This is a genomic window from Agromyces sp. Y575 (assembly GCF_059445445.1).
The window spans coordinates 607,894-630,034 of record NZ_JCAIUI010000003.1; the positions used below are offsets into that span (position 1 = coordinate 607,894).

Sequence of the window (22,141 nt, forward strand, 5' to 3'; positions counted from 1 at the left end):
CTGTGCTATCCGAGGGAGGCGAGGGCGTCGTCGAGCACACGGAGCCCGTCTTCGATGAGGGCGTCGCTGACCGCGAGGCTCGGGAGGAAGCGCAGTACGTTGCCGTAGGTTCCCGCGTTCAGGAAGAGCACCCCGCGTTGGGCCGCGTACGCGACCAGTGCGGTGACTGCCTCGGCATTCGGCGCCTTCGTGGTCGCGCCGGTGCCGGGCTGCACGAGTTCGATGGCGATCATCGCTCCCTTGCCACGGATCTCACCGATGATGTCGTAGCGCCGGGCCAGTCGTTCGAGACCGGCACGGAAGGTCGCCTCGATGCGCTGCGCCTCGGCGAGCAGCCCGTGCTCTTCGATCGATTCGAAGACGGCGATCGCCGCTGCGCACGCAACGGGGTTGCCGCCGAAGGTGCCTCCGAGTCCGCCGGGGTGCGAAGCATCCATGATCTCGGCGCGGCCGGTGACCGCGGCGAGGGGGAGGCCGCCCGCGATGCCCTTCGCCGAGAGCACGAGGTCGGGCTCCCAGCCGAAGTGCTCGCTCGCGTAGTAGCGGCCGGTGCGGGCCATGCCCGACTGGATCTCGTCGGCGATCATGACGACGCCGTTCTCGGTGCACCAGGCCTGCAGGGTCGGCAGGAACCCGTCGGCCGGAACCATGAATCCGCCCTCGCCTTGGATCGGCTCGACGACGAGGCAGGCCAAGTCGCTCGCGCCGACGACCTTTTCGAGGTAGGCGATCGTGCGGGCCGCGGCATCCGCCCCCGACAGACCGTCGTGATACGGGTACGAGCTCGGCGCATGGTAAACGTCGCCGGCGAGCGGGCCGTAGCCCGTGGCGTAAGGGTGCGCCCTGTAGTTCATGGCCATCGTGAGGTTCGTGCGACCGTGATACGCGTGGTCGAGCACCGCCACGGCGCGACGGCCGGTGTGCTTGCGGGCGATCTTCACGCCATTCTCGACGGCCTCGGCGCCCGAGTTGACGAGCACGCTCTTCTTCTCCCAGTTGCCGGGCGTGTGCTCGGCGAGGAGCTCGGCGACCCGTACGTACTCCTCGTAAGGGGTGATCGTGAAGAGCGTGTGGATGACATCCTGCAGCTGGCTCGCTGCCGCCGCAACGACGCGCTGCTCGGTGTGGCCGACGGTCGTCACGCCGATGCCGGCGCCGAAGTCGACGAACTGATTGCCGTCGACGTCGACGAGGATCGCGCCGTTGGCCCGCTCGATGTAGACGGGCAAGGCAGACGAGACGCCGGCCGAGACGACCTTCGATCGTCGCGCCTGCAGCTCGAGCGATTTCGGACCGGGGATGGCGGTCACGACCTTGCGCTCCTGCGGCACGGTGTAGACCGGGGCGGCGGCTGTCTGCGCGGCGATGGGGGTATCAGTCATGGTGCGTCCAGCTTATCGCCGCCGCGCAGGCCGCGCCGATGCGGCGGTCGAGCCGAGCGCCGCGACGGAGCGCCACGGCACAGCGCCGTGAGGTGGAGAATCGAATTGACGAGACACGCGCTGATCGGAGGACGAATGCTCGGCGAACACCACTACGCGATCGAGGTCGAATGGCAGGGCGACCGTGGCGAGGGCACCGCGGGCTACCGCGCCTACGGCCGCCGGCATGTCGTGCGCGCCGCCGGCAAGTTGCACGAGATCGCAGGGTCGAGCGACCGGGCCTTCCACGGCGACCGCGAGCGTTGGAATCCCGAAGAGCTGCTCCTCGCCGCGCTCAGCGAATGCCACATGCTCGCCTACCTGCACGTGGCCACCAACCACGGCGTGATCGTGCGCAGCTACTCCGATGCGGCGACCGGCCTCATGCGGGAAGACGGTCGCGGCGGCGGTGCATTCGTCGAGGCGGTGCTGCGCCCGCACATCGAGGTCGCGGATGCCTCGATGGTCGAGCTCGCGCGGACGCTGCACGCCGAGGCCTCGGAGAAGTGCTTCATCGCGGCATCCGTCGCCTTCCCGGTGCGACACGAACCGGTCGTGACCGTCGTTCCCTGAGCTCGTCGAAGGGAGATGGCGATGTCGTACGGACTCGCTTCGACCGGCTCAGCGAGCGAGGCCTGATCAGCCCGCCATGGCCGGCCTCGGCGGCGCGGCCGGCAGGGTCGCCTCGGGAATCGGGCAGGCATGCCCGCCGACGAGCCGGCTGCACGGCGGCAGGAAGCCGGGGTAGCGCTCAGCGCCCGGGTCGCCGAACCAGCGGTGCCAGAGTCGCCAGAAGTTCAGGTTGCCGAACGCCGAGCACCCGTCGCCGATTTCGGGGTCGGCGATCGCGGCCGGGTTGGGCTGGTAGGGCGTGTAGTTGTAGAGGTTGGCCGTGGCCTGATTGGCGATGGCGACGGATGCCGTTCCGCACGCGGCATCCGGATGGAACTGCACGTCCACCTCGCCGACGTGGAATGCGCGGTCGGGCTCTTCGGTGTACTGCCGGAACTGCCACGCGGCGTTGTACACCTGGTTGAAGAAGCCGAAGTACTTCGTATCGCAGTCGGCGGTGTCGGGGCATCCGTAGCCCGTTGCCCGCAGGTAGCCCGACTCGCTCGGCCGGGTCAGCAGGGACTGCTCCTTCTGCAGCAGCACGAGGAGCGTCTTCGGGCTGACGCTGCACGCCGCGGACACCTTCGCGATGATGCGGCTCGCACGCTCGCGGATGCCGCCGCGATACTCCGCGCAGTGCCCGGGGCCTGCGGCGGCTTGCGTGGTGGTGCTCTGCTTGTAGTCGGCGAGGCACGCCACTCGGCCGTCGGGGCGGCAGTCGAGCCCGTCGAGGAAGGCCTGGACCTCCTGTTCGCTCATCGCACCGGCGTCGTAGAACGAGTCGTCGCTCACGATCAGGCTCGGGTCGAATTGCGTCGCCGGCGGGATCGGCAGGTCGGTGACGGTGACTGTGCCCGAGTCGGCTCCTGCGGCGCGTGGCGTTTCGCTCGGGCCCGCGCACGCGGCGAACGCGAGCATGACGAGCACGGCCGCGGTGACGCGGGCGACGACCTTGGCGGAACTCATCGGACTGACGATACCGGGGCGAAGCCGGGATCGGCTGGGAATCCGATCACATCCGCTCGCGCGGCACTACCCGATCGGCGAGCTTGGCGAGGGCGCCCTGCGGCGGGGTCTCGTTGTACACACCGGCGAGCTCCTGACCGCTCAGCGCGTGGATCGCCGCCATGATCTCGTCGGTCGCAGCCCGGCGGGCACGGCCCGATGTCGCCTGGCCGTGACGGCTGAGGTCGAGCGGCTCACCGAAGCGCACCGTCACCCGTCGTACGCGCGGGAGCTTCGCTCCGACGGGCTGGATCTGCTCGGTGCCGATGAGTCCGACGGGAACGACCGTTGCACCGGTGATGAGTGCGAGCCAGGCCACGCCGGTGCGGCCGCGATACAAGCGGCCGTCGAGTGAACGGGTGCCCTCGGGATAGATCGCGAAGGCGTTGCCCGCCTCGAGGATGCGGCGGCCGGCGTCGAGCGCCTCTTGCGCCTGCGAGCCTGCACCGCGTTCGACGGCCACGGCGCCGATCGCGCCGAAGAACGTGCGCGAGACCCAGCCGGAGAAGCCGGTGCCGGTGAAGTAGCTCGACTTCGCCAGGAACTGCACGGGTCGCGGTGACGCGAGGGGGATCACGATGCTGTCGACGAACGAGAGGTGGTTCGAGGCGAGGATGACCGGGCCGCGCATGGGCACGTGCTCGGCGCCGATGATCTTCGGACGATAGATGAGGCGCACGAGCGGGCGGAGGACGCCGCGCACGATGCGGTAGAGGGGTCCCTGCCGGACTGGTGCGGGAACGGCAGCGGCCTCGGTCTCAGTCACCTTGCGACCCTACGCGCGCCGACATGCGTCGCACGGCATATCCGGATCCCGCGCGCGTCGCGCGGTTCGCGAAGCACGGCGCGCCGCCGATGCGGGCTTTCGTGCGAGAAGTTCGCGGCCTCCGTGCGAGAAGATGGGGGCATGGATGTCGCAGCTGAGGGGGAGCTGATCGAGCTCGAAGCCTCGGGGGCGCGCGTCGTCGTGGTCTCGCGGGGTCGGCGCGGACCGGGTGCCGATTCGGTGCTGCGCGGACTCGTGGCGCGCGCCACCGGAGTGCCCGCCGACGACGTGGAGCTCGTGCACGCCTGCGCCGAGTGCGGCGCGCGGCACGGGCGGCCGTCAGTCGCATACCCGCTGACGCCCTCCGGCGGGGCGTGGTACGCCGACGTCGCCGTCGCCGGTGACGCGATCGTCGCGGCGACGGCCACGCGGCATCCGCTCGGTGTGGGCATCGAAGCCGCCACCCTCGATGCCGGGGAGGTGATCGACGAAGCCGCGTTCCATGCGAACGAGCGCGCAGCCCTCGACGGGTTCGATCCCGCGAGCCGAGCGATCGCCCGGGCGACGCTGTGGGCACGGAAGACCGCGCTCCTGCGCGCGGTCGGGCACACCGACTTCATCGAGCCGTCGCGCCTTGCGCTCACCATGCCGAGTGACGACGGCGGGGTCGGTCGCATCGAACGGAGCGTGCCCGAGTTCGGGTCGGGCTGGCGCGACATCCGATTCCACGACATCGAGGTGCCGGGCAACCGGGCCGCTTCGGTCGCGGTGCTCGGCTGAGCGCCCGACCAGAAACCCGCACCCGGCACCCGCACACCGACCGACGCGCACACTCATACAGTGGGGGCATGCGTTCCGTCATCATCCTCGGCTCATCCGGTTCGATCGGCACCCAGGCCCTCGACGTCATCAGGGCGAACCCGCGGCGGTTCGACGTCGTCGGCCTCGCCGTCGGCTCCAACCGCGCGGTACTCGATGCCCAGGCCGCCGAGTTCGGAGTCGAGCACACGGCGGTCGGCATCGATGAGGCTGCACAGCTCGTGCGAGATGTCGACGCCGACGTCGTGTTGAACGGCATCACCGGTTCTGTGGGACTCGGGCCGACGCTTGCGGCGCTCGAGCGCGGCACCACGCTCGCGCTCGCGAACAAGGAGTCGCTCATCGTCGGCGGCGACCTCGTGACCAGACTCGCGAAGCCGGGCCAGATCGTCCCGGTCGACTCCGAGCATTCGGCGATCGCGCAGGCGCTGCGCGCGGGCGCTGCCGACGAGGTGCGCCGGCTGGTGCTGACCGCTTCGGGCGGGCCGTTCCGCGGGCGACGGCGCGACGAGCTCACGGCCGTGACCCCGGCCGAGGCGCTCGCGCATCCGACGTGGGACATGGGCCTCGTCGTCACGACGAACTCGGCGACCCTCGTCAACAAGGGCCTCGAGGTCATCGAGGCGCACCTGCTCTTCGGCGTCGAGTACGACCGAATCGACGTCGTCGTGCACCCGCAATCGATCGTGCACTCGATGGTCGAGTTCATCGACGGCTCGACGATCGCCCAAGCCTCTCCACCTGACATGCGGCTGCCGCTCTCGCTCGGCCTCGATTGGCCGAACCGGGTCGGAGGCATCGGCAAGCCACTCGACTGGACGACCGCGCAGCAGTGGACGTTCGAGCCGCTCGACAACGAAGCGTTCCCCGCGGTCGCGCTCGCCAAGCAGGTCGGGCGCGCGGGTGGCGAATACCCCGCGGTCTTCAATGCGGCGAACGAGGAGGCGGTGGCGGCGTTCCACGCCGGGCGCATCGGCTTCCTCGACATCGTCGACACGGTGCGCGGCGTGGTCGAGGAGCACGAGGCATCCGACGCGGCGCTGACGATCGAGTCGCTGGGTGAGGCGGAGCGCGCCGCGCGGCGTGCCGCCGAGGCGCGTATCGACCGCGTCTCCCGTTGATCGAGTAGGCCCGCTATCCCGTTGATCGAGTAGGCCCGTCAGGGCCGTATCGAGATCTTCGTGCGGGGTCTCGATACGCTCCTTCGTCGCTACTCGACCAGCAAGGCCCGTCGGCCGTGCGGGTATCGATACGCTCCTTCGTCGCTACTCGACCAGCAACGCCCGTCGGCTGTGCGGGTCTCGATACGCTCCTTCGTCGCTACTCGACCAGCGGAACCGTCGCTGCTCGACCAGCGAGCACCGGCGCTGAGCTCACAGCCGACCGCCAGCGCACTCAAAGGCTCGCGCACTACGCTTGCAGCCGTGGAATCCGTGCTCGCCTTCATCCTCGGCGTCGTCATCATCGTGATCGGCATCGCCGTGTCGATCGGCCTGCACGAGATCGGCCACCTCGTGCCCGCGAAGCTCTTCGGCGTCAAGGTCACCCAGTACATGATCGGCTTCGGTCCGACCATCTGGTCGCGCAAGAGGGGCGAGACGGAGTATGGCGTCAAAGCCATTCCGCTCGGCGGCTACATCTCGATGATCGGCATGTTCCCGCCCGGCAAGGGCGAACAGGTGCACGCCGACAGCACCGGGTTCTTCCGCGGTCTCGTTCAAGACGCGCGCGACTCGAGCTCCGAATCCATCACGGCCGGCGACGAGCATCGCGCCTTCTACCTGCTGCCGGTGTGGAAACGCATCATCGTCATGTTCGGCGGCCCGTTCATGAACCTCCTGCTCGCAGTCGTGCTGTTCGCGGTGCTGCTCATGGGCTTCGGGGCGCTGCAGGCGACCACGAACATCGCAACGGTCAACGAGTGCGCCTTGCCCTCGACGAGTGAACGACAGACGTGTGAACCGAGCGATCCGGTGTCTCCCGGGGCTGCGGCGGGCATCCAGCCGGGCGACCGGCTGCTGTCGATCGATGGCGAGCCCGTCGCCGACTGGAACGAGTCGACGGCAATCATCCGTGCCCACCCAGGCGATGACCTCACATTCGTCGTCGAGCGTGACGGTGCTGAGATCGACCTCACCGTGACGCCACTCTTGAGCGAGCAGCCGGTCATCGACGAAAGCGGCAACACCGCCACGGATGCTTCGGGTCAGACCGCCACCGTCGAGGTGGGCTTCGTCGGCATCGGGGGCTCGATCGAGCGAGTCCAACAGCCGATCACCGCAGTCCTCCCCGCGGTCGGCGAGAACGTCGCCGGAGTCGCCGGCATCATCCTGAACCTGCCGCAGCGCATGATCGACGTCGCCAACGCCGCATTCGGACCGGAAGAGAGGGATCCGAACGGTCCGCTTTCGATGGTCGGCGTCGGTCGCGTCGCCGGCGAGATTGCCGCGACCGATCAAGTTCAGATGGTCGACAAGGTCGCCGGTCTCGTGGGCATCCTCGGCTCACTGAACATCGCGCTCTTCGTGTTCAACATGATCCCGCTGCTGCCCCTCGACGGCGGCCACATCGCGGGTGCGTTCTGGGAAGGCATCCGTCGCGGCTTCGCCAAGCTCTTCCGCCGCCCTGACCCGGGCCCCGTCGACCTGGCAAAGCTGATGCCGGTCACCCTCGCCGTCGTCGTCGTGTTCGGCGCGATGAGCGCGCTGCTCATCTACGCCGACATCGTCAAGCCGGTGCAATTCTTCTGAGCAGGGCGCCGATCGCGATCGCCTCGCATCAGATCGACTCGTACTCCCTGCGGAGTAGCGGGTGAGCCTCCGCAGGGCCGATTCCAGCCGTCGCGGCCGGCGATACGATCGGGGAATGCCTGTGCCCCCGTGGGCGGACCGCCAGTGGGACGGTCGCCCCGAACGATTCCGGCCGCCGCCGGGCGTCGTGCTGTTCGCGCCGGTCATCATCAGCCTGCTCGTGCAGGTGCCCGCCGCGATCGGCATCGCGGTGTGGACCGGCGTGCCCTGGCCGGCCGCGATCGGTCAGGTGGCGCTGGCCGCCGCGGGCGCGCTCGCCCTCCTCGGCGCCCGCCGTTACCCTGGCCCGACGGTCGCCGTGGTCGCGGCCGTCGCGCTCGCCGACCTCGTGCTCGCCCCCGACCTCGGGCCGCCGTACCTCGCACTCGCCTTCGCGATCGTGCTTGCCGTCGCACGCGGAGCCGTGGTGTGGGCGGTCGCCTCCGTGGTCGTGGCCTGGGCCGCGGCGATCGTGCTCGGTTCGATGATCGGGCTCTCGTGGCATCCGTTCCGTGTCGCCTTCACGACACTCGCGCTCGCCGTGTGCTTCGGCATCGGCTGGTTCGTTCGAACGCGCCGTTCACGTGCGTCGGCGTACCGCGCAGAGGCGATGCGCCGACGCCAGAGCGCCGAGGAGCGCGAGCGGGTGCGCATCGCCCGCGAACTGCACGACGTCATCGGTCATGCTCTCTCCCAGATCAACGTGCAGGCCAGCGTCGGGCTGCACCTCATGGACCGCGACACCGAACAGGCTCGCGCAGCCCTCGGCAGCATCAAGGAGACGTCGAAGTCCGCGCTCGAAGAGGTGCGCACCGTGCTCGGGGTGATCCGCGACGGGGAGGCACCGCTCGCGCCGCAGGCCGAGCTCGCCGAGTTGCCGAGGCTCGTGCGCGGCATCCGCTCGCCCGGTCTCGACGCGCAGCTCGTCGACCGCTTGGACGAGTCGCCGCGCCGCGCGGTGCAGTTCGCCGGATATCGCATCGCGCAGGAAGCACTGACGAACGTGGTGCGGCACGCGGGCGCGTCGCACGCGACCGTCACGGTCGAGCGTACGGGCGATGAGTTCGTGCTCACCGTCGACGACGACGGCGACGGTATCAGCACGGGTCCGGCGGCCCGCGATGGCAGCGGCGTGCTCGGCATGCGTGAGCGCGCGGCACTTCTCGGCGGCACGGTCGAACTCGGTCCGTCGCCGCTCGGCGGTACCCGCGTCACCGCCCGGCTGCCCTGGGGAGGGGTCGCATGATCCGCGTCGCGCTCGCCGACGACCAGATCCTCGTGCGTGCGGGGTTCCGCGCCCTGCTCGAGTCGGAGGACGACGTCGTGGTCGTGGGAGAGGCCTCGAGCGGTGAAGAACTGCTCGAACTCGTGCGACGCGAACCCGTCGACGTCGTGCTCATGGACATCCGCATGCCCGGGAGCGACGGCCTCTGGGCAACCGAGCAGATCGCCGCCGACCCGAAACTCGCTGGGGTGCGTGTCGTCATCGTGACGACCTTCGAGCTCGACGAATACGTCGCGCGGGCAGTGCGTGCGGGTGCGAGCGGGTTCCTCGTGAAGGACACCGAGCCCGTCGACCTCATCCGTGCTGTACGCGTCGTCGCGAGCGGCGAGGCCCTCTTGTCGCCGGGGGTCACGAAGCGACTGCTCGAGCGCATGTCGGTCGGCCTTCGGGATGCCCCCGATGAAGAGCGGCTCGCCGCGCTCACCGACCGCGAACGCGAGGTGCTGCGCCTCGTCGGCCTCGGGCTCACGAACGACGAGATCGCCGGCCGGCTCGTGCTCAGCCCGCTCACGGCGAAGACGCACGTCTCGCGCATCATGTCGAAGCTGCACGCCCGCGACCGGGTGCACCTCGTCGTCGTCGCGTACGAGTCGGGGCTCGTCGCGCCGGGCTGGCAGTAGCCGAGGCATCCGCTCGCTCACGGTCGTGCGGAAGCGGAGGAGGAAGGAGCGGGCAGGCGGTCGGGAGCAGCCCAGACGCCCGGCATGCTCCCGGGGGAGCAGCCGAAATGACTCCGCCGGGCGGATTCGCGGATGCCTCGAGCTCGCGAGACTCGAATCGACGGCCTGATCAGCAGGCTGCACGATCAAGGGAACACAAATGCTCTCCACCCTCGCCACCACCGCGGTGGTCACTCACGCCGGCCCCTGGGCGGCCGGGTTCGGATGGATCTTCTTCCTCATCCCGATCTTCTGGATTCTCGTCATCGGCCTGATCATCTTCGCAGTCAGCCGTCGCCGACGCGCTTGGGCGCACGACGGACCCGATGGTTCGTACGGCCCACCGTGGATGCGCGGCGGCAGCTCGAGCGCCGAGTCGACGCTCGCCGAGCGCTTCGCGAAGGGAGACATCGACGAGACCGAGTACCGCGCACGCCTCGAGGTGCTGCGCACGAACCGGCCGAACGCCTGACGGGCGACGACGAGGGGCTGATGCTTCGGCGTCCGCCCCTCGTCGTGTGCGATGCGGCATCCGTGTCTCAGCCGCCGAGTGCCCGTTCGAGTGCGGCAGCCTGGTGACGGTGCCCGACGGTCTCGTACCCGACGATGACGACGAAGGGCGCCGCCGCGGTGATCAGGATGCCGGCCCCGAAACTCGCCCCCAGGGCAACGGCGACCACGGCGAGCGCGAGGGCCGCGATGCTCCCGATGGAGAGCCACATGCGGAACGGGTCGAACTGCCGGAGGAGCAATGAGTAGACGGAGAACAGGGTGACCATGAACACTGCGACCGGGATCACGACCGTGAGTAGCACCGCCACGATGCCGATGTGCGCGACGCCCTCGATCTCGAACGCGGCGACGTGCAGCCCGGCACCCGTTGCGGCGAGGGCCGCGAAGATGAAGTAGTGCGCGTAACCCCAGACGAACCCGCGTTGACGGAACTTCGTCAGCACGTCGCCCGAGGGCATCGTGAAGTACACCCACCACAGTCCGAACGCGAGGGCCGTGCCGCCGAACGCGACGGCGATCGTCTCGACCGACCACCCCTGCTCCTCGATCACCGCCGAGATCGCGAGGATCGTTCCCAGCACGATCTCGCCGAGCGTGATGATGACGAGCAGTCCGTAGCGCTCGGCGATGTGATGGGCATGCCACGGGGTTCCGCCGTCGGGCCGGTGCTCGGCGATGTACGGGCCGGCGACCTCGACGAGGATGCAGAGCACCGTGAACACGATCGTCGGCCAGAGCGGCAGATTCACGAAGATGAGCACCACCCACCCGAGTTGCGCCGCCGAGACGAAGACGACGTACGTGAGCGCGGTGCGGCGGCGCGACGGGTCGTGGCGCGCGGCACGAAGCCAGAGCGCGATCGTGGCGACGCGCATCACGACGTAGCCGGCGACCACGACGCCGTTGTCGACGTGCTCTCCTTCGTCGAGTGAAAGGAACAGCGCCGGAAGACCGAGCGCGACGACGAGCGAACCCAGCATCTCGACCATGGTCGCCACTCGGAAGAAGACGTCGTCGTTGTCGTACGCCGACGCGAGCCACGAGTAGTTGAGCCACGCCCACCAGATGGCGAACACCGCGAAGCAGAAGCCGCCGATCGCGGGGCCCCAGTGGCCGATCTCGAGGAGATGCGCGGTCTGCGTGCCGGCCAGGCTGAAGGCCACCACGACCGTGAGATCGAAGAGGAGCTCGAGCGGTGTCGAGGCGCGGTTCGGCTCGTCGGGGTCGCGGCCGACCATGCGCCGCAGGCGGTGGTCGAGCGCCGGATGCGTCACCTCGGTCATGCGGCACATCTTGCCACGCGGTTCCGTCGGTGGAGTAGCGCCCGACGGTGGAGGAGCTGTACCGAGGTTCCCGTGGGGGGATCTCGATACGCTCGCCGGCACTCGCTGCTCGATCAGCGTTGCACTACTCGATCAGCGTTCGCGCGGGTGGGTCAGCGCGACAACAGCAGCGCCTCGCCCTGCCCGCCGCCGCCGCAGAGCGCGACCGCTGCGCGGCCTCCGCCGCGACGGGAGAGTTCGAGCGCGGCGTGCAGCGCGAGCCTGGCACCGGATGCTCCGATGGGATGCCCGACCGCGATGGCGCCGCCGTGCACGTTGACGACGTCGGCCGAGACGCCGAGCTCGCGCGCCGACTCGAGCGACACGGCTGCGAAGGCCTCGTTGATCTCGATGAGGTCGAGCTCGGCGGCCGTGCCGCCCGACTTCTCGAGCGCAGCGGCGATCGCGTTGGCGGGCTGGGCGTGCAGCGAGTTGTCGGGGCCGGCCACTTGGCCCGCGGCGCCCAAGAGTGCGAGCCAGGGGAGCCCGCGCGACTCGGCCCAGTCGCGGCTGGCGACGATGACCGCCGCGGCTCCGTCGGAGAGCGGCGAGGAGTTGCCGGCGGTGATCGTGCCCTCGGCGGAGAACGCGGGGCGGAGCCTGCCGAGTACCTCGACCGTGGAGTCGGGGCGCACGCCTTGGTCTTCGGTGACGATCACGGGGTCGCCCTTGCGCTGGGGGATCTCGACCGAAACGATCTCGTCGGCGAAGACGCCGCCGGCCTGTGCAGCGCCGGCGCGCTTGTGCGATGCAGCCGCGATCTCGTCTTGCGCCGCGCGCGTGAGTTCGTATCGGCCGTTGAAGCGCTCGGTCGACGCGCCCATGGAGTCATGGTCGAAGGCGTCGGTGAGGCCGTCGTGGGCGGCGTGGTCGAGCAGCTCCCAGGAGCCGTACGGCTGGCCGCGGCGAGAGCCGGGCAGCAGGTGCGGGGCATTGGTCATCGACTCCTGGCCGCCGGCCACGACGACGGATGCCTCGCCGAGGCGGATCAACCGCGCAGCATCCGTGATGGCGACGAGGCCCGAGAGGCACACCTTGTTGACCGTCGTGGCCGGCACGCGCCAGGGGATGCCGGCGGCCACAGCGGATTGCTTCGCGGGGTTCTGGCCGGCGCCGGCTTGGAGCACCTGGCCCATGATCACGGCGTCGACGTCGTCGGGGGAGACCCCGGCCTTCTCGAGTGCGCCGCGGATGGCGACGGTGCCGAGCTCGACCGCCGTCTGGCCCTCGAGGTTGCCGTTGATGCGGGCGAACGGGGTGCGTGCTCCCGCAATGATGACGACGTCGGGGATGCTCATTTCCAGGACTCCTTCGTTCGGGTTGCGAGCGGCACTGCTCTCAGCCTATTGTACTTTCCTGAGACCTGAACCAGCTGTCAGGTTTGCGAAGTGCACCACACGATCCACATCACATTCAGCCATCCACTGTTGAGAGGCACATCCATGCGGGCTACGAAGAAGTACCTCGCGACGGCCGTCATCGCCGCCGCGACCATTGCACTGGTCGGGTGCGCCCCGACCACCACCGGCAACGCCGGGTCGACGGATGCAGCAGCGCCCGTGAAGATCGCGATGCTCACGAGCCAGACCGGACCGCTCGCCGCGTACGGCGAGGCGTACACCGCCGGTTTCGAAGCCGGCCTCGACTACGCGACCGACGGCACCGGCACGGTCGACGGCCGCGAACTCGAGATCGAGTGGGCCGATGACCAGGGCAACCCCGACACCGCCGTCTCGAAGGCGAAGGACTTCATCGGGCAGGGCTACCAGATCCTCGCCGGCACCGCCGCATCGGGCATCGCCACGGCGCTCGCCGAGCAGGCTGCGCAGAACCAGATCCTCTACATCTCGGGCCCCGCCGCGGCCGACGCCATCACCGGCGTCAACGAGTACACGTTCCGCTCGGGTCGCCAGACCTACCAGGACGTCGCCACGGCGGGCACCTTCATCGGCGACCCCGCCGGCAAGAAGGTCGTCGTCTTCGCACAGGACAACGCCTTCGGGCAAGGCAACCTCGCCGGCGTCCAAGCCGTGCTCGGCGGGCAGGGGGCAACCGTCGAGGGTGTGCTCGTCGCCGAGGACGCGACCGAGTTCACCCCCTTCGCCCAACAGCTCGTCGATGCGGCACCCGACCTCGTCTTCGTCGCGTGGGCCGGCGCCTCGTCGGGCGCCATGTGGACCTCGCTCTCGCAGCAGGGCGTGTTCGAGCAGGTGCCGGTCGTGACCGGCCTCGGCGACGTCGCGACCTACGGTGCGTACGGTGACGCCTCGAGTGACATCTCGTTCCTGAACCACTACTTCGGCGGGGCCGCGGGCACTGACATCGAGGCTGCGATGATCGAGCACCTCGATGCCGCGGGCGCCACCCCCGACCTGTTCTCGCCCGACGGCTTCGTCGCGGCGCAGATGATCGTGCAGGCCGTGCGCGAAGGCGGCGACACCGTCGACGGCATGATCGCCGCGCTCGAGGGCTGGACCTTCGACTCGGTGAAGGGCGAGATCACGGTGCGAGCCGACGACCACGCCATGATCCAGCCGATGTACCAGGCCAAGCTCGTGCAAGACGGCGCCGACTGGTTGCCGGAACTCGTCGACACGGTCGACGCCGAGACGGTCGCCCCGCCGGTCGCCGGCAAGTGACCAGAGCGGCGGCCGCGCTCCCGAACGCGGCCGCCGCCCGCCACCCGAACTCGCAGTAAGGCGACCATGACCCACCCAGCGATGCTCAGCCTCGAGCACATCGGCCTCCGCATCGGCGGCGCCCGCATCCTCCACGACATCTCACTCGAGGTGCCGACCGGCGAGATGCTCGGTGTCATCGGCCCGAACGGTGCGGGCAAGACGACGCTCTTCAACGTCATCTCGGGCGTCGTGCGGCCCAGCGACGGCAGCGTCGCCATCGACGGCGTCGACGTCACGCGCGAACCGATCCATCGCAGGGCGGCCGCCGGGCTCGGGCGCACCTTCCAGACATCGAGTCTCTTCGCCGCACTGAGCGTGCAGGAGAACGTGCGGCTCGCGGCGCAGGCCCATGCAGGAGGCTCGACCTCGGTCTTCCGCATTCCGAGGGCGACGGATGCCGCGAGCGCACGCGCGCTCGACGCTCTCGCCGAAGTGGGCCTCGAGCACCGCGCCGATGCGCAGGCCGCCGGGCTCGCGCATGGTGAGAAGCGCAAGCTCGAGATCGCCATGCTCATCGCGATGGACCCGAAGGTGATCTTGCTGGATGAGCCGATGGCCGGTGTCGCCTCGGGCGACGTGCCGGCGATCACCGAGGTGATCCGGGGCCTGCACCGCGGCGGGCGCACCGTGCTCATGGTCGAGCACCACATGGAGGTCGTGCTGGGCCTCGTCGATCGAGTGGCCGTCATGCATCACGGTGAACTGCTCGCCGTCGACACCCCGGAGGCCGTGATGGCGAATCCCACCGTGCAGTCCGCCTATCTCGGGGAGGCGGTGTGAGCACGCCGACAACCGCGACCCCGATCCTCTCGGTGCGAGGCCTCTCGGGTCGCATCGGGGGCCAGCAGGTCGTCGAAGACGTCTCCTTCGAGGTGCCGGCCACGGGTGTCACCGCCCTGCTCGGACGCAACGGCGTCGGCAAGACCTCGACGATCAAGTCGATTCTCGGACTCATCGAGCGCAGCGGCGAGGTCGTGCTCGCGGGCGAGCGCATCGACCGGCTGCCCACCCATCGCATCGTGCAACAGGGCGTCGGCTACGTGCCCGAGGACCGCGAGGTCTTCGGCTCCCTCACGGTCGCCGAGAACCTGCGACTCGCCGAACGCGACGACCGGCCGCGACGTGATCTCATCGCCGCGCTCTTCCCCGACATCCACGACCGCCGCGCCCAGCGGGCAGGCACGCTCTCCGGAGGGCAGCAGCAGATGGTCTCCCTCGCCAGGGCGCTCGTGAACGAGAACCGGCTCCTCCTCGTCGACGAGCCCACCAAGGGGCTCGCGCCCAAGATCGTCGACGACGTCGCGATCGCGCTCGCCGAAGCGGCGCGCACCGTGCCGATGCTCCTCGTCGAACAGAACCTGCACGTCATTCGGAAGCTCGCGGAGCGCGTCGTCGTGCTCTCAGGCGGCCGGGTCGTCTTCACGGGCGACGCCGCCGAACTCCTCGACGACGAAGATCGCATCCAGCGCTACCTCGGCGTGCACGATGCCGATGCTGCACCCGAGGGGAGCACCCGATGAGCACCGTCGTCCTCCTCGTCATCACGGGCCTCGGCCTCGGCGCCCTCTACTTCCTCGTCGCGAGCGGGCTCTCCCTCATCTACGGCCTCATGGGCGTGCTGAACTTCGCCCACGGCTCGTTCCTGACGATCTCGGCCTTCCTCGGCTGGGAGGTCGGCCGTCGTGTCTCCGACGGCACCTGGTGGGGGCTCGCACTCTCGGCACTCGTCGGCATCGCGGTCGGCGCGATCGTCGCGGCGCTCACCGAGTACCTGCTCATCCGCCGCCTCTACGAACGGCACATCGAGCAGGCCCTCGTCACCGTCGGGCTCTCCCTCGCGAGCGTCGCGCTCTTCGAGGGCATCTGGGGCACCGACCCGATCTACACCGACAAGCCGGACTGGCTCGGCCAGACCACCGTGATCCTCGGTGCGAAGATCCCGAACGACCGGTTCCTGCTCATCGCCTGCGCGCTCCTCGTGCTCGGCGGCATCGTGCTCTTCCTGCGCAGGACCCGCTACGGCCTCATCATCCGCGCGGGCGTCGAGAACCGATCGATGGTCACCGCGCTCGGCATCGACGTGCGCCGCTCGTTCACGCTCGTCTTCGCCATCGGCGGAGCCGCCGCAGGACTCGGCGGCGTGCTCGCCTCGGTCTACTACGGCTATGTGTCGGCCCACCTCGGCTCGACGCTGCTCATCTTCGCATTCATCGTCACGGTGATCGGCGGGCTCGGATCGCTGACTGGGGCGGCGATCGCCTCGGTGCTCGTCGCCGTGCTGCAGCAGTTCGCCAACTTCTACCTCGGCGGCACGGGCGACCTGGTCGTCGTCATCGCGCTCGCCGCGGTGCTGCTCATCCGCCCGCGCGGACTCATGGGGAAGGTCGCATGAAACTTCGACCCATCGACAAGCTCAGGGCGCCGAAGGCCCAGGGCGGGGCCCAGCAGACGACGGATGCTGCGGCATCCGCTCCCACGACGACACCGACGGGCACCGCGGCATCCGCTCGACGGCGCCTGTGGTTCGCGCTCGGCGGCGCCGCACTCGTGGTGCTGCTCGCCGTGCTTCCACTTCTCGCGATCGACATCCCGGGCGTGCTGCCCGGCCCGACCTACACGCCGGGCACGCTGCAGCTGCTCGCCTATGCGATGCTCATCGCCGCCCTCGCGCTCAGTTACCGCATGATGTTCGGCCTCGCCGGTCTGCTGTCGTTCGGGCACGCGCTCTTCTTCGCGGCCGGCGCATACGGGCTCGGAATGGCGCTCGACGCGTTCGCGCCGGTCGCATGGCCGAGCGAGCTCATCTTCCTCGGCTCGATCGTCGTCACGCTCGTGCTGGGGCTCGTGCTCGCGGCCACAGTCGGCGCGCTCGCGCTTCGGGTCACCGGCATCTCCTTCGCGATGGTGACCCTCGCGTTCGCGCAGGCGGGGTCGGTCATCATCCGGCGCAATCCCGGCGGGGCGACGGGCGGCGACGAGGGGCTCTCGCTCGACATCACGAACGTGCCCGACGCCCTCGTCGGCGTGCTCAACACCCGCAACCTCTACTGGGTCGCACTCGGTGTGCTCGTCTTCGTGTATCTCGTGGTGCTCTGGGTCGAGAAGAGCCGGGCCGGTCACGTCGCCGAGGCGACCCGCGAGAACGAGCTGCGCGTGCGCGTCATCGGCATCCGCCCCTACAACGTGAAGCTCCTCATCTTCATCGTCGCCTCGGTGCTCGCAGCGGTCGCCGGCATGGGGTACCTGTTGCTGCAGTCGGGGGCGTCCCCGCGCGTCGCGACGGCCGACTTCACGCTGACCCTGCTCGTGATCGTCGTGCTCGGCGGGGTGGGGTATCGCTGGGGTGCCATCGTCGGCGGTATCGTCTACACACTGCTCGACCAGCGACTGACGGCGCTCGCGGGCTCGGACGCGATCGCGGCTCTGCCCGATGTTCTCCGCATCCCGCTCTCAGAGCCGTTGTTCATTCTGGGAACGCTCTTCATTCTCGTGGTGCTGTTCCTGCCCGGGGGGATCGCGGGGATTCCGCAACGGATCCGTTCGGGTCGGAAGCTGCACCCGGCCGAAGCTGAGGAGAACGCCGATGCCTGACGGCATGCACACCCTGGGGCGTTGGACCGCCGATCGCGCCCGCGCGACCCCCGATCGCATCGCGATCGACGACCGCGGCGTCGTGATCACGTATCGTGAGCTCGACGAGCGCGCGAAGCGACTTGCGGCGGCCTTCCGCGACGCGGGATTCGCGATCGGCGACCGGGTCGCGACCATCACCGGCAACAGCGCCGACCACGTCGTGCTCTTCTTCGCGTGCGCCAAGGCGGGTCTCGTGCTCGTTCCGCTGTCGTGGAGGCTCGCCCCGCGAGAGCTCGCCACCCAGCTCGAGATCGCCGAGCCAGCGCTCCTCCTCGTCGAGAGCGAGTTCGAGTCACTCGCCAAGGCGACGCTCGCCCGGCTCCCGCGGCGCGTCCCGTCTGCACCGCTCGGGGCTCACGGCGTCGAGGCCGAGGTGCCCACGCCGGCGCGCGAGGTCCGGGCCCCGGCATCCGAACGCACCGAAGTCGCCGACGACGATGCCATGCTCATCATCTTCACCTCGGGCACCACCGCGACGCCGAAGGGCGCGGTGCTCACCCACGCGAACTGCTTCTGGACGAACCTCTCGTTCTCGCGCATCGCCGAGTTGCGTGCCGCCGACACGGTACTCGCGGTCATGCCGCAGTACCACGTGGGCGGCTGGAACATCCAGCCGCTGCTCGCCTGGTGGACCGGCGCGACCGTGGTGCTCGAGCGCACCTTCGACCCCGGACGGGTGCTGCACCTCATCCAGGAGCGGCGGATCACGACGATGATGGGCGTGCCGGCGAACTACCTCTTCCTCGCCCAGCACCCCGACTTCGCACGCACCGACCTCTCAAGCCTCGAACACGCCATCGTCGGCGGCGCCCCGATGCCGCCGGCGCTGCTTCGCACGTGGCATGCGCGCGGCGTCGCCCTCACCCAGGGCTACGGGCTCACCGAGGCGTCGCCCAACGTGCTCTGCCTGCCCGATGAAGACGCGCGCAGCCGCGCCGGCTCGGCCGGCAAGCCGTATCCGCACGTCGACGTCGCGGTCGCCGATCCCGTCACCGGCGAACGCCTCGACGGCGAAGGCGAAGGGGAGCTGCTCGTGCGCGGTCCATCGGTGTTCGCCGGGTACTTCCGCGACCAGGTCGGCACGGCAGCTGCACTGCACGACGGCTGGCTGCACACCGGAGACCTCGTGCGCCGCGACGGCGACGGCTACTTCACGATCGTCGACCGCATCAAGGACATCTACATCTCCGGCGGCGAGGGCGTCGCACCAGCCGAGGTCGAGGCGGTGCTGATGGGTCACCCGGCCGTCGCCGAGGTCGCGGTCGTCGGGGTCCCCGACGAGCGCTGGGGCGAAGCCGGCGTCGCCTGGGTCGTCGCCGCACGCGGGCACGCGACGGATGCCGCCGAGCTCGTCGACTTCGCGCTCGAATCGCTCGCCCGCTTCAAGGTGCCGCGCGAGGTGCACCTGGTCGACGAGCTGCCGCGCTCGACCGCGGGCAAGGTACTGCGGCGCGTGCTCGTCGAGCGTGCGACCGCACTTGCCTCCACTGGAACGACGTACCGGCGAGAGGACGCCAGATGAGCGCCGCACCCCGCACCGCACGCGGTGAGAAGACCCGCCGCCGGCTGCTCGAGGCCGCAGAGCACGTGTTCTCGGCCCATGGCTACCACGATGCATCCGTCTCGCGCATCACCGACCACGCCGGCGTCGGACAGGGCACGTTCTACCTCTACTTCGCGACGAAGCTCGACATCTTCAACGAGCTCGTCGAAGACCTGAACCACCGCGTGCGGCAGGCCATGAGCGAGGGCTCACGCGGTGCCACCACCCGCATCGAGGCCGAGCGAGCGGGCTTCGCGGCCTTCTTCAGGTTCACGGCGGAGCATCCGGCCCTCTACCGGGTCGTGCGCGAGGCCGAGCTCGTCTCGCCCGACGCGCTGCGACTGCACTACACGCGCATCGTCGACGGGTACATCGACGGCCTGCGTGAGGCGAGCGACGATGGCGAGATCGGCGATATCGACCCGACGGTCGCCGCGTGGGCGCTCATGGGCATCGGCGAGATGATCGGCATGCGCTGGGTGCTCTGGGGCAATGGCGATGCCGAGCCCGGCGACGACGCCGACCCGACGGCCAGCGGCACCCGAGCCGTGCCCCCGCACGTGCTCGACGAGATGATGCGCTTCATCGAGGGTGCCCTCGGGCGACCGGCCACCGCGCCGGCCTCGATGACCGAAGACGCAAGAGGCCCGCGCAGCGACGCGGCTAGCAAGGAGGAATCGTGACCGATCTCAGCGGGCGACGCGCGCTCGTCACCGGGGGAGCGAGCGGCATCGGCGAGGCGTGCGCGCGCGCCTTCGCCGAGGTCGGCGCCCACGTCGTGATCGCCGACCTCAACGGCGATGCGGCCGAACGCGTCGCCGGCGAGATCGGCGGCGAAGCGTGGCAGGTCGACCTCGGCGACACCGCCGCGCTCGCCGAACTCTCGCTCGAGGCCGACATTCTCGTCAACAACGCCGGCCTGCAGCACGTGCGGCCGATCGAGGAGTTCGAGCCGGAGCGGTTCTCCTTGCTCATCCGGGTGATGCTCGAGGCGCCGTTCCTGCTGATCCGCGCTGCCCTGCCCGGCATGTACGAACGCGGCTTCGGCCGGGTCATCAACATCTCGAGCGTGCACGGGCTGCGCGCCTCGGCATACAAGTCGGCGTATGTCGCCGCGAAGCACGGACTCGAGGGCCTCTCGAAGGTCACCGCACTCGAGGGCGGCGCGCACGGCGTCACTTCGAACTGCATCAATCCCGCCTACGTGCGAACGCCGCTGGTCGAGAAGCAGATCGCCGACCAGGCGCGACTGCACGGTATCTCCGAGGCCGAGGTGGTGCCGAAGGTGATGTTGACCGAATCGGCGGTCAAGCGGCTCGTCGAGCCCGAAGAGGTCGCGAGCCTGGCGCTCTGGCTCGCCGGGCCGTCGGCCGGCATGGTCACGGGTGCGAGCTACACGATCGACGGCGGCTGGAGCGCCCGGTGACGTCGACGCCCTTCGCCGCGCCCGTCGAGGGCGGCATCCTGGCCGGCGGCCAGTGGCGGGCGGATGCCCCTGGCCTGCCGGTGCTCGCCGTGCACGGCATCTCGGCGACCCACCGCAACTGGGACCTCGTGGCAGGCGGCCTCGACGGTCGCCGCGTGATCGCACCCGACTTGCGCGGCCGCGGACGCAGCAACGCCCTGCCCGGCCCCTACAGCCTCGAACGCCACGCCGACGACGTCGCTGCGGCACTCGATGCCCTCGACGTCGACCGGGCATACGTCGTCGGCCATTCGATGGGGGCGTTCGTCTCGGTGCGGCTGGCCCAGCGACACCCTGATCGGGTCGCGGGCCTGGTACTCGTCGACGGTGGCCTGCCGGTGCCGAACCCGGAGGGCGTGCCAGAGGAGGAACTGCCGGCGGTGCTGCTCGGCCCGGCGCTCGAGCGTCTCTCGATGACCTTCCCCGATCGCGCGGCATACCTCGCCTTCTGGCGGCGGCATCCGGCGCTCGGACCGTACTGGAACGCGTCGATCGAGGCGTACGTCGAGTACGACCTCGACGGCGAGGAGCCGAACCTCCGCAGCTCAGCGGTCGCGGCGGCTGTCATGGAGAACGCCGTGCAGCTCGATGGGGTGAACGGATACGTCGACGCGCTCGAGGCGCTGCCCGGCCCGGTCGACTTCTTCCGGGCACCGCGCGGCCTCCAGGACGCCGCGCCGCTCTACGCAGAGGCGCTCGTCGCCGAGTGGGCCGAGCGGATGCCGCAACTCGTCGTGCACGAAGTGGCCGACGTCAATCACTACACGATCGTCATGACCGAGCCCGGCGCGGGTAGCGTGATCCCTGTGATCCGTGCCCGCATCGAGGCGGCGGAAACACAGGAAGGTACATCGTGACACTCGACAAAGTCGTCGGGTCCGCTCAAGAGGCGGTCTCCGACATTCCTTCAGACGCCAGTCTCGCTGTCGGCGGGTTCGGGCTCTGCGGCATCCCCATGGTGCTGATCCAGGCCCTGCTCGACGCAGGGGTCGACGGGCTCTCCGTCGTCTCGAACAACTGCGGCGTCGACGACTGGGGTCTCGGGGTGCTGCTCGCCGAGCAGCGCATCGCGAAGATGACCTCGTCATACGTCGGCGAGAACAAGGAGTTCGAGCGGCAGTACCTCTCGGGCGAACTCGAGCTCGAGCTGACTCCGCAGGGCACCCTCGCCGAGAAGCTTCGGGCCGGCGGCAGCGGCATCGCCGCGTTCTTCACCCAGACCGGCGTCGGCACCCAGGTCGCCGAGGGCGGGCTGCCCCGGCGCTATCACGCAGACGGCACGATCGCCGTTGCCAGCCCGGTGAAGCCCGTACAGACCTTCGATGTCGCCGGCGAGCCGCGCGAGTTCGTCCTCGAAGAGGCGATCACGACCGACTTCTCGCTCGTGCACGCGCTCAAGGGCGACCGCTACGGCAACCTCGTCTTCGACAAGTCGGCGCGCAACTTCTCGCCGCTCGCGGCGATGGCCGGCCGCGTCTGCATCGCGCAGGTCGAGGAGATCGTCGAGGCCGGCGAGATCGGCCCCGACGCCGTGCACCTTCCCGGCATCTACGTCGACCGCATCGTGGTCGTCGGCTCCGACATCGAGAAGCGCATCGAACGCCGCACCGTGCGAGAGGGGAACTGAG

General features: G+C 69.7%; 22 protein-coding genes. 17 read left to right on the plus strand and 5 right to left on the minus strand.

Going from position 1 to position 22,141, the window contains the following annotated elements:
- Window positions 1-5: 5 nt before the first annotated feature.
- Complete coding sequence (gabT, locus tag AC1C2U_RS14910) at window positions 6-1,382, minus strand: 4-aminobutyrate--2-oxoglutarate transaminase (RefSeq protein ID WP_495362541.1); 1,377 nt, start codon at window positions 1,380-1,382, stop codon at window positions 6-8.
- A gap of 135 nt (window positions 1,383-1,517) precedes the next feature.
- Between gabT and AC1C2U_RS14915 the strand changes: the two genes are divergently transcribed.
- On the plus strand, window positions 1,518-1,994 hold the full coding sequence (locus AC1C2U_RS14915; RefSeq protein WP_495362542.1) for an OsmC family protein: 477 nt from the start codon (window positions 1,518-1,520) through the stop codon (window positions 1,992-1,994).
- 66 nt (window positions 1,995-2,060) lie between these two features.
- Here the strand turns inward: AC1C2U_RS14915 and AC1C2U_RS14920 are convergent, their stop codons facing one another.
- Window positions 2,061-2,999 carry a hypothetical protein gene (locus AC1C2U_RS14920; protein WP_495362543.1) on the minus strand — a complete coding sequence of 313 codons (939 nt, stop codon included), beginning with the start codon at window positions 2,997-2,999 and terminating at the stop codon, window positions 2,061-2,063.
- 46 nt (window positions 3,000-3,045) lie between these two features.
- The gene (locus AC1C2U_RS14925) at window positions 3,046-3,804 is read right to left on the minus strand and encodes a lysophospholipid acyltransferase family protein (RefSeq protein ID WP_495362544.1); all 759 of its coding nucleotides are present in this window, start codon (window positions 3,802-3,804) and stop codon (window positions 3,046-3,048) included.
- 141 nt (window positions 3,805-3,945) lie between these two features.
- Here AC1C2U_RS14925 and AC1C2U_RS14930 point away from each other — a divergent pair, with 141 nt between their 5' ends.
- The 6 genes from AC1C2U_RS14930 to AC1C2U_RS14955 all read left to right on the plus strand — a co-directional run bounded on the left by AC1C2U_RS14930 (window position 3,946) and on the right by AC1C2U_RS14955 (window position 9,828).
- Window positions 3,946-4,584, plus strand: coding sequence for a 4'-phosphopantetheinyl transferase family protein (locus tag AC1C2U_RS14930; protein ID WP_495362545.1), 639 nt, complete (start codon window positions 3,946-3,948; stop codon window positions 4,582-4,584).
- A gap of 68 nt (window positions 4,585-4,652) precedes the next feature.
- Entirely contained in the window at window positions 4,653-5,744 is a 1,092-nt protein-coding gene (gene dxr, locus AC1C2U_RS14935; RefSeq protein ID WP_495362546.1) for a 1-deoxy-D-xylulose-5-phosphate reductoisomerase, read from the plus strand.
- 303 nt (window positions 5,745-6,047) lie between these two features.
- The gene (locus tag AC1C2U_RS14940) at window positions 6,048-7,373 is read left to right on the plus strand and encodes a M50 family metallopeptidase (RefSeq protein ID WP_495362547.1); all 1,326 of its coding nucleotides are present in this window, start codon (window positions 6,048-6,050) and stop codon (window positions 7,371-7,373) included.
- Between the two features lie 115 nt (window positions 7,374-7,488).
- Window positions 7,489-8,658, plus strand: coding sequence for a sensor histidine kinase (locus AC1C2U_RS14945; protein ID WP_495362548.1), 1,170 nt, complete (start codon window positions 7,489-7,491; stop codon window positions 8,656-8,658).
- Window positions 8,655-9,317 (plus strand): response regulator transcription factor, encoded by a 663-nt coding sequence (locus tag AC1C2U_RS14950; RefSeq protein ID WP_495362549.1) that lies wholly within the window; start codon window positions 8,655-8,657, stop codon window positions 9,315-9,317. Before AC1C2U_RS14945 ends, AC1C2U_RS14950 begins: the two co-directional genes overlap by 4 nt.
- 199 nt (window positions 9,318-9,516) lie before the next feature.
- Window positions 9,517-9,828: an SHOCT domain-containing protein gene (locus AC1C2U_RS14955; RefSeq protein ID WP_495362550.1), complete on the plus strand. Its 312-nt coding sequence runs from the start codon at window positions 9,517-9,519 to the stop codon at window positions 9,826-9,828.
- Between the two features lie 67 nt (window positions 9,829-9,895).
- Here AC1C2U_RS14955 and AC1C2U_RS14960 read toward each other — a convergent pair whose 3' ends face one another.
- Both AC1C2U_RS14960 and AC1C2U_RS14965 read right to left on the minus strand, forming a co-directional pair.
- Window positions 9,896-11,152, minus strand: coding sequence for a low temperature requirement protein A (locus AC1C2U_RS14960; protein ID WP_495362551.1), 1,257 nt, complete (start codon window positions 11,150-11,152; stop codon window positions 9,896-9,898).
- 152 nt (window positions 11,153-11,304) lie between these two features.
- Entirely contained in the window at window positions 11,305-12,489 is a 1,185-nt protein-coding gene (locus tag AC1C2U_RS14965; protein ID WP_495362552.1) for an acetyl-CoA C-acetyltransferase, read from the minus strand.
- Window positions 12,490-12,633: 144 nt separating this feature from the next.
- Here AC1C2U_RS14965 and AC1C2U_RS14970 point away from each other — a divergent pair, with 144 nt between their 5' ends.
- The 10 genes from AC1C2U_RS14970 to AC1C2U_RS15015 all read left to right on the plus strand — a co-directional run bounded on the left by AC1C2U_RS14970 (window position 12,634) and on the right by AC1C2U_RS15015 (window position 22,140).
- The gene (locus tag AC1C2U_RS14970; protein ID WP_495362553.1) at window positions 12,634-13,830 is read left to right on the plus strand and encodes a substrate-binding domain-containing protein; all 1,197 of its coding nucleotides are present in this window, start codon (window positions 12,634-12,636) and stop codon (window positions 13,828-13,830) included.
- A 66-nt stretch (window positions 13,831-13,896) separates the two neighbouring features.
- Window positions 13,897-14,652, plus strand: a complete 756-nt coding sequence (locus AC1C2U_RS14975) for an ABC transporter ATP-binding protein (protein WP_495362554.1) — start codon at window positions 13,897-13,899, stop codon at window positions 14,650-14,652.
- On the plus strand, window positions 14,649-15,392 hold the full coding sequence (locus AC1C2U_RS14980) for an ABC transporter ATP-binding protein (protein WP_495362555.1): 744 nt from the start codon (window positions 14,649-14,651) through the stop codon (window positions 15,390-15,392). The genes AC1C2U_RS14975 and AC1C2U_RS14980 overlap by 4 nt, the downstream gene beginning before the upstream one ends.
- Entirely contained in the window at window positions 15,389-16,264 is an 876-nt protein-coding gene (locus AC1C2U_RS14985) for a branched-chain amino acid ABC transporter permease (protein WP_495362556.1), read from the plus strand. The genes AC1C2U_RS14980 and AC1C2U_RS14985 overlap by 4 nt, the downstream gene beginning before the upstream one ends.
- On the plus strand, window positions 16,261-17,463 hold the full coding sequence (locus AC1C2U_RS14990; RefSeq protein ID WP_495362557.1) for a branched-chain amino acid ABC transporter permease: 1,203 nt from the start codon (window positions 16,261-16,263) through the stop codon (window positions 17,461-17,463). The genes AC1C2U_RS14985 and AC1C2U_RS14990 overlap by 4 nt, the downstream gene beginning before the upstream one ends.
- The gene (locus AC1C2U_RS14995) at window positions 17,456-19,027 is read left to right on the plus strand and encodes a class I adenylate-forming enzyme family protein (protein WP_495362558.1); all 1,572 of its coding nucleotides are present in this window, start codon (window positions 17,456-17,458) and stop codon (window positions 19,025-19,027) included. The genes AC1C2U_RS14990 and AC1C2U_RS14995 overlap by 8 nt, the downstream gene beginning before the upstream one ends.
- The gene (locus AC1C2U_RS15000) at window positions 19,024-19,731 is read left to right on the plus strand and encodes a TetR/AcrR family transcriptional regulator (RefSeq protein ID WP_495362559.1); all 708 of its coding nucleotides are present in this window, start codon (window positions 19,024-19,026) and stop codon (window positions 19,729-19,731) included. Before AC1C2U_RS14995 ends, AC1C2U_RS15000 begins: the two co-directional genes overlap by 4 nt.
- Window positions 19,728-20,474, plus strand: a complete 747-nt coding sequence (locus AC1C2U_RS15005; RefSeq protein ID WP_495362560.1) for a 3-hydroxybutyrate dehydrogenase — start codon at window positions 19,728-19,730, stop codon at window positions 20,472-20,474. The genes AC1C2U_RS15000 and AC1C2U_RS15005 overlap by 4 nt, the downstream gene beginning before the upstream one ends.
- A complete protein-coding gene (locus AC1C2U_RS15010) occupies window positions 20,471-21,370 on the plus strand; it encodes an alpha/beta fold hydrolase (protein WP_495362561.1) in 900 nt (299 codons plus the stop codon). The genes AC1C2U_RS15005 and AC1C2U_RS15010 overlap by 4 nt, the downstream gene beginning before the upstream one ends.
- On the plus strand, window positions 21,367-22,140 hold the full coding sequence (locus AC1C2U_RS15015; protein WP_495362562.1) for a CoA transferase subunit A: 774 nt from the start codon (window positions 21,367-21,369) through the stop codon (window positions 22,138-22,140). Before AC1C2U_RS15010 ends, AC1C2U_RS15015 begins: the two co-directional genes overlap by 4 nt.
- Window position 22,141: the final 1 nt, after the last annotated feature.

Bases quoted from the DNA above. Each gene is read 5' to 3' on its own strand.
- gabT (WP_495362541.1), bottom strand. From the start codon at position 1,382: ATGACTGATACCCCCATCGCCGCGCAGACAGCCGCCGCCCCGGTCTAC.
- AC1C2U_RS14915 (WP_495362542.1), top strand. From the start codon at position 1,518: ATGCTCGGCGAACACCACTACGCGATCGAGGTCGAATGGCAGGGCGAC.
- AC1C2U_RS14920 (WP_495362543.1), bottom strand. From the start codon at position 2,999: ATGAGTTCCGCCAAGGTCGTCGCCCGCGTCACCGCGGCCGTGCTCGTC.
- AC1C2U_RS14930 (WP_495362545.1), top strand. From the start codon at position 3,946: ATGGATGTCGCAGCTGAGGGGGAGCTGATCGAGCTCGAAGCCTCGGGG.
- dxr (WP_495362546.1), top strand. From the start codon at position 4,653: ATGCGTTCCGTCATCATCCTCGGCTCATCCGGTTCGATCGGCACCCAG.
- AC1C2U_RS14945 (WP_495362548.1), top strand. From the start codon at position 7,489: ATGCCTGTGCCCCCGTGGGCGGACCGCCAGTGGGACGGTCGCCCCGAA.
- AC1C2U_RS14950 (WP_495362549.1), top strand. From the start codon at position 8,655: ATGATCCGCGTCGCGCTCGCCGACGACCAGATCCTCGTGCGTGCGGGG.
- AC1C2U_RS14955 (WP_495362550.1), top strand. From the start codon at position 9,517: ATGCTCTCCACCCTCGCCACCACCGCGGTGGTCACTCACGCCGGCCCC.
- AC1C2U_RS14960 (WP_495362551.1), bottom strand. From the start codon at position 11,152: ATGACCGAGGTGACGCATCCGGCGCTCGACCACCGCCTGCGGCGCATG.
- AC1C2U_RS14965 (WP_495362552.1), bottom strand. From the start codon at position 12,489: ATGAGCATCCCCGACGTCGTCATCATTGCGGGAGCACGCACCCCGTTC.
- AC1C2U_RS14970 (WP_495362553.1), top strand. From the start codon at position 12,634: ATGCGGGCTACGAAGAAGTACCTCGCGACGGCCGTCATCGCCGCCGCG.
- AC1C2U_RS14975 (WP_495362554.1), top strand. From the start codon at position 13,897: ATGACCCACCCAGCGATGCTCAGCCTCGAGCACATCGGCCTCCGCATC.
- AC1C2U_RS14985 (WP_495362556.1), top strand. From the start codon at position 15,389: ATGAGCACCGTCGTCCTCCTCGTCATCACGGGCCTCGGCCTCGGCGCC.
- AC1C2U_RS14990 (WP_495362557.1), top strand. From the start codon at position 16,261: ATGAAACTTCGACCCATCGACAAGCTCAGGGCGCCGAAGGCCCAGGGC.
- AC1C2U_RS14995 (WP_495362558.1), top strand. From the start codon at position 17,456: ATGCCTGACGGCATGCACACCCTGGGGCGTTGGACCGCCGATCGCGCC.
- AC1C2U_RS15000 (WP_495362559.1), top strand. From the start codon at position 19,024: ATGAGCGCCGCACCCCGCACCGCACGCGGTGAGAAGACCCGCCGCCGG.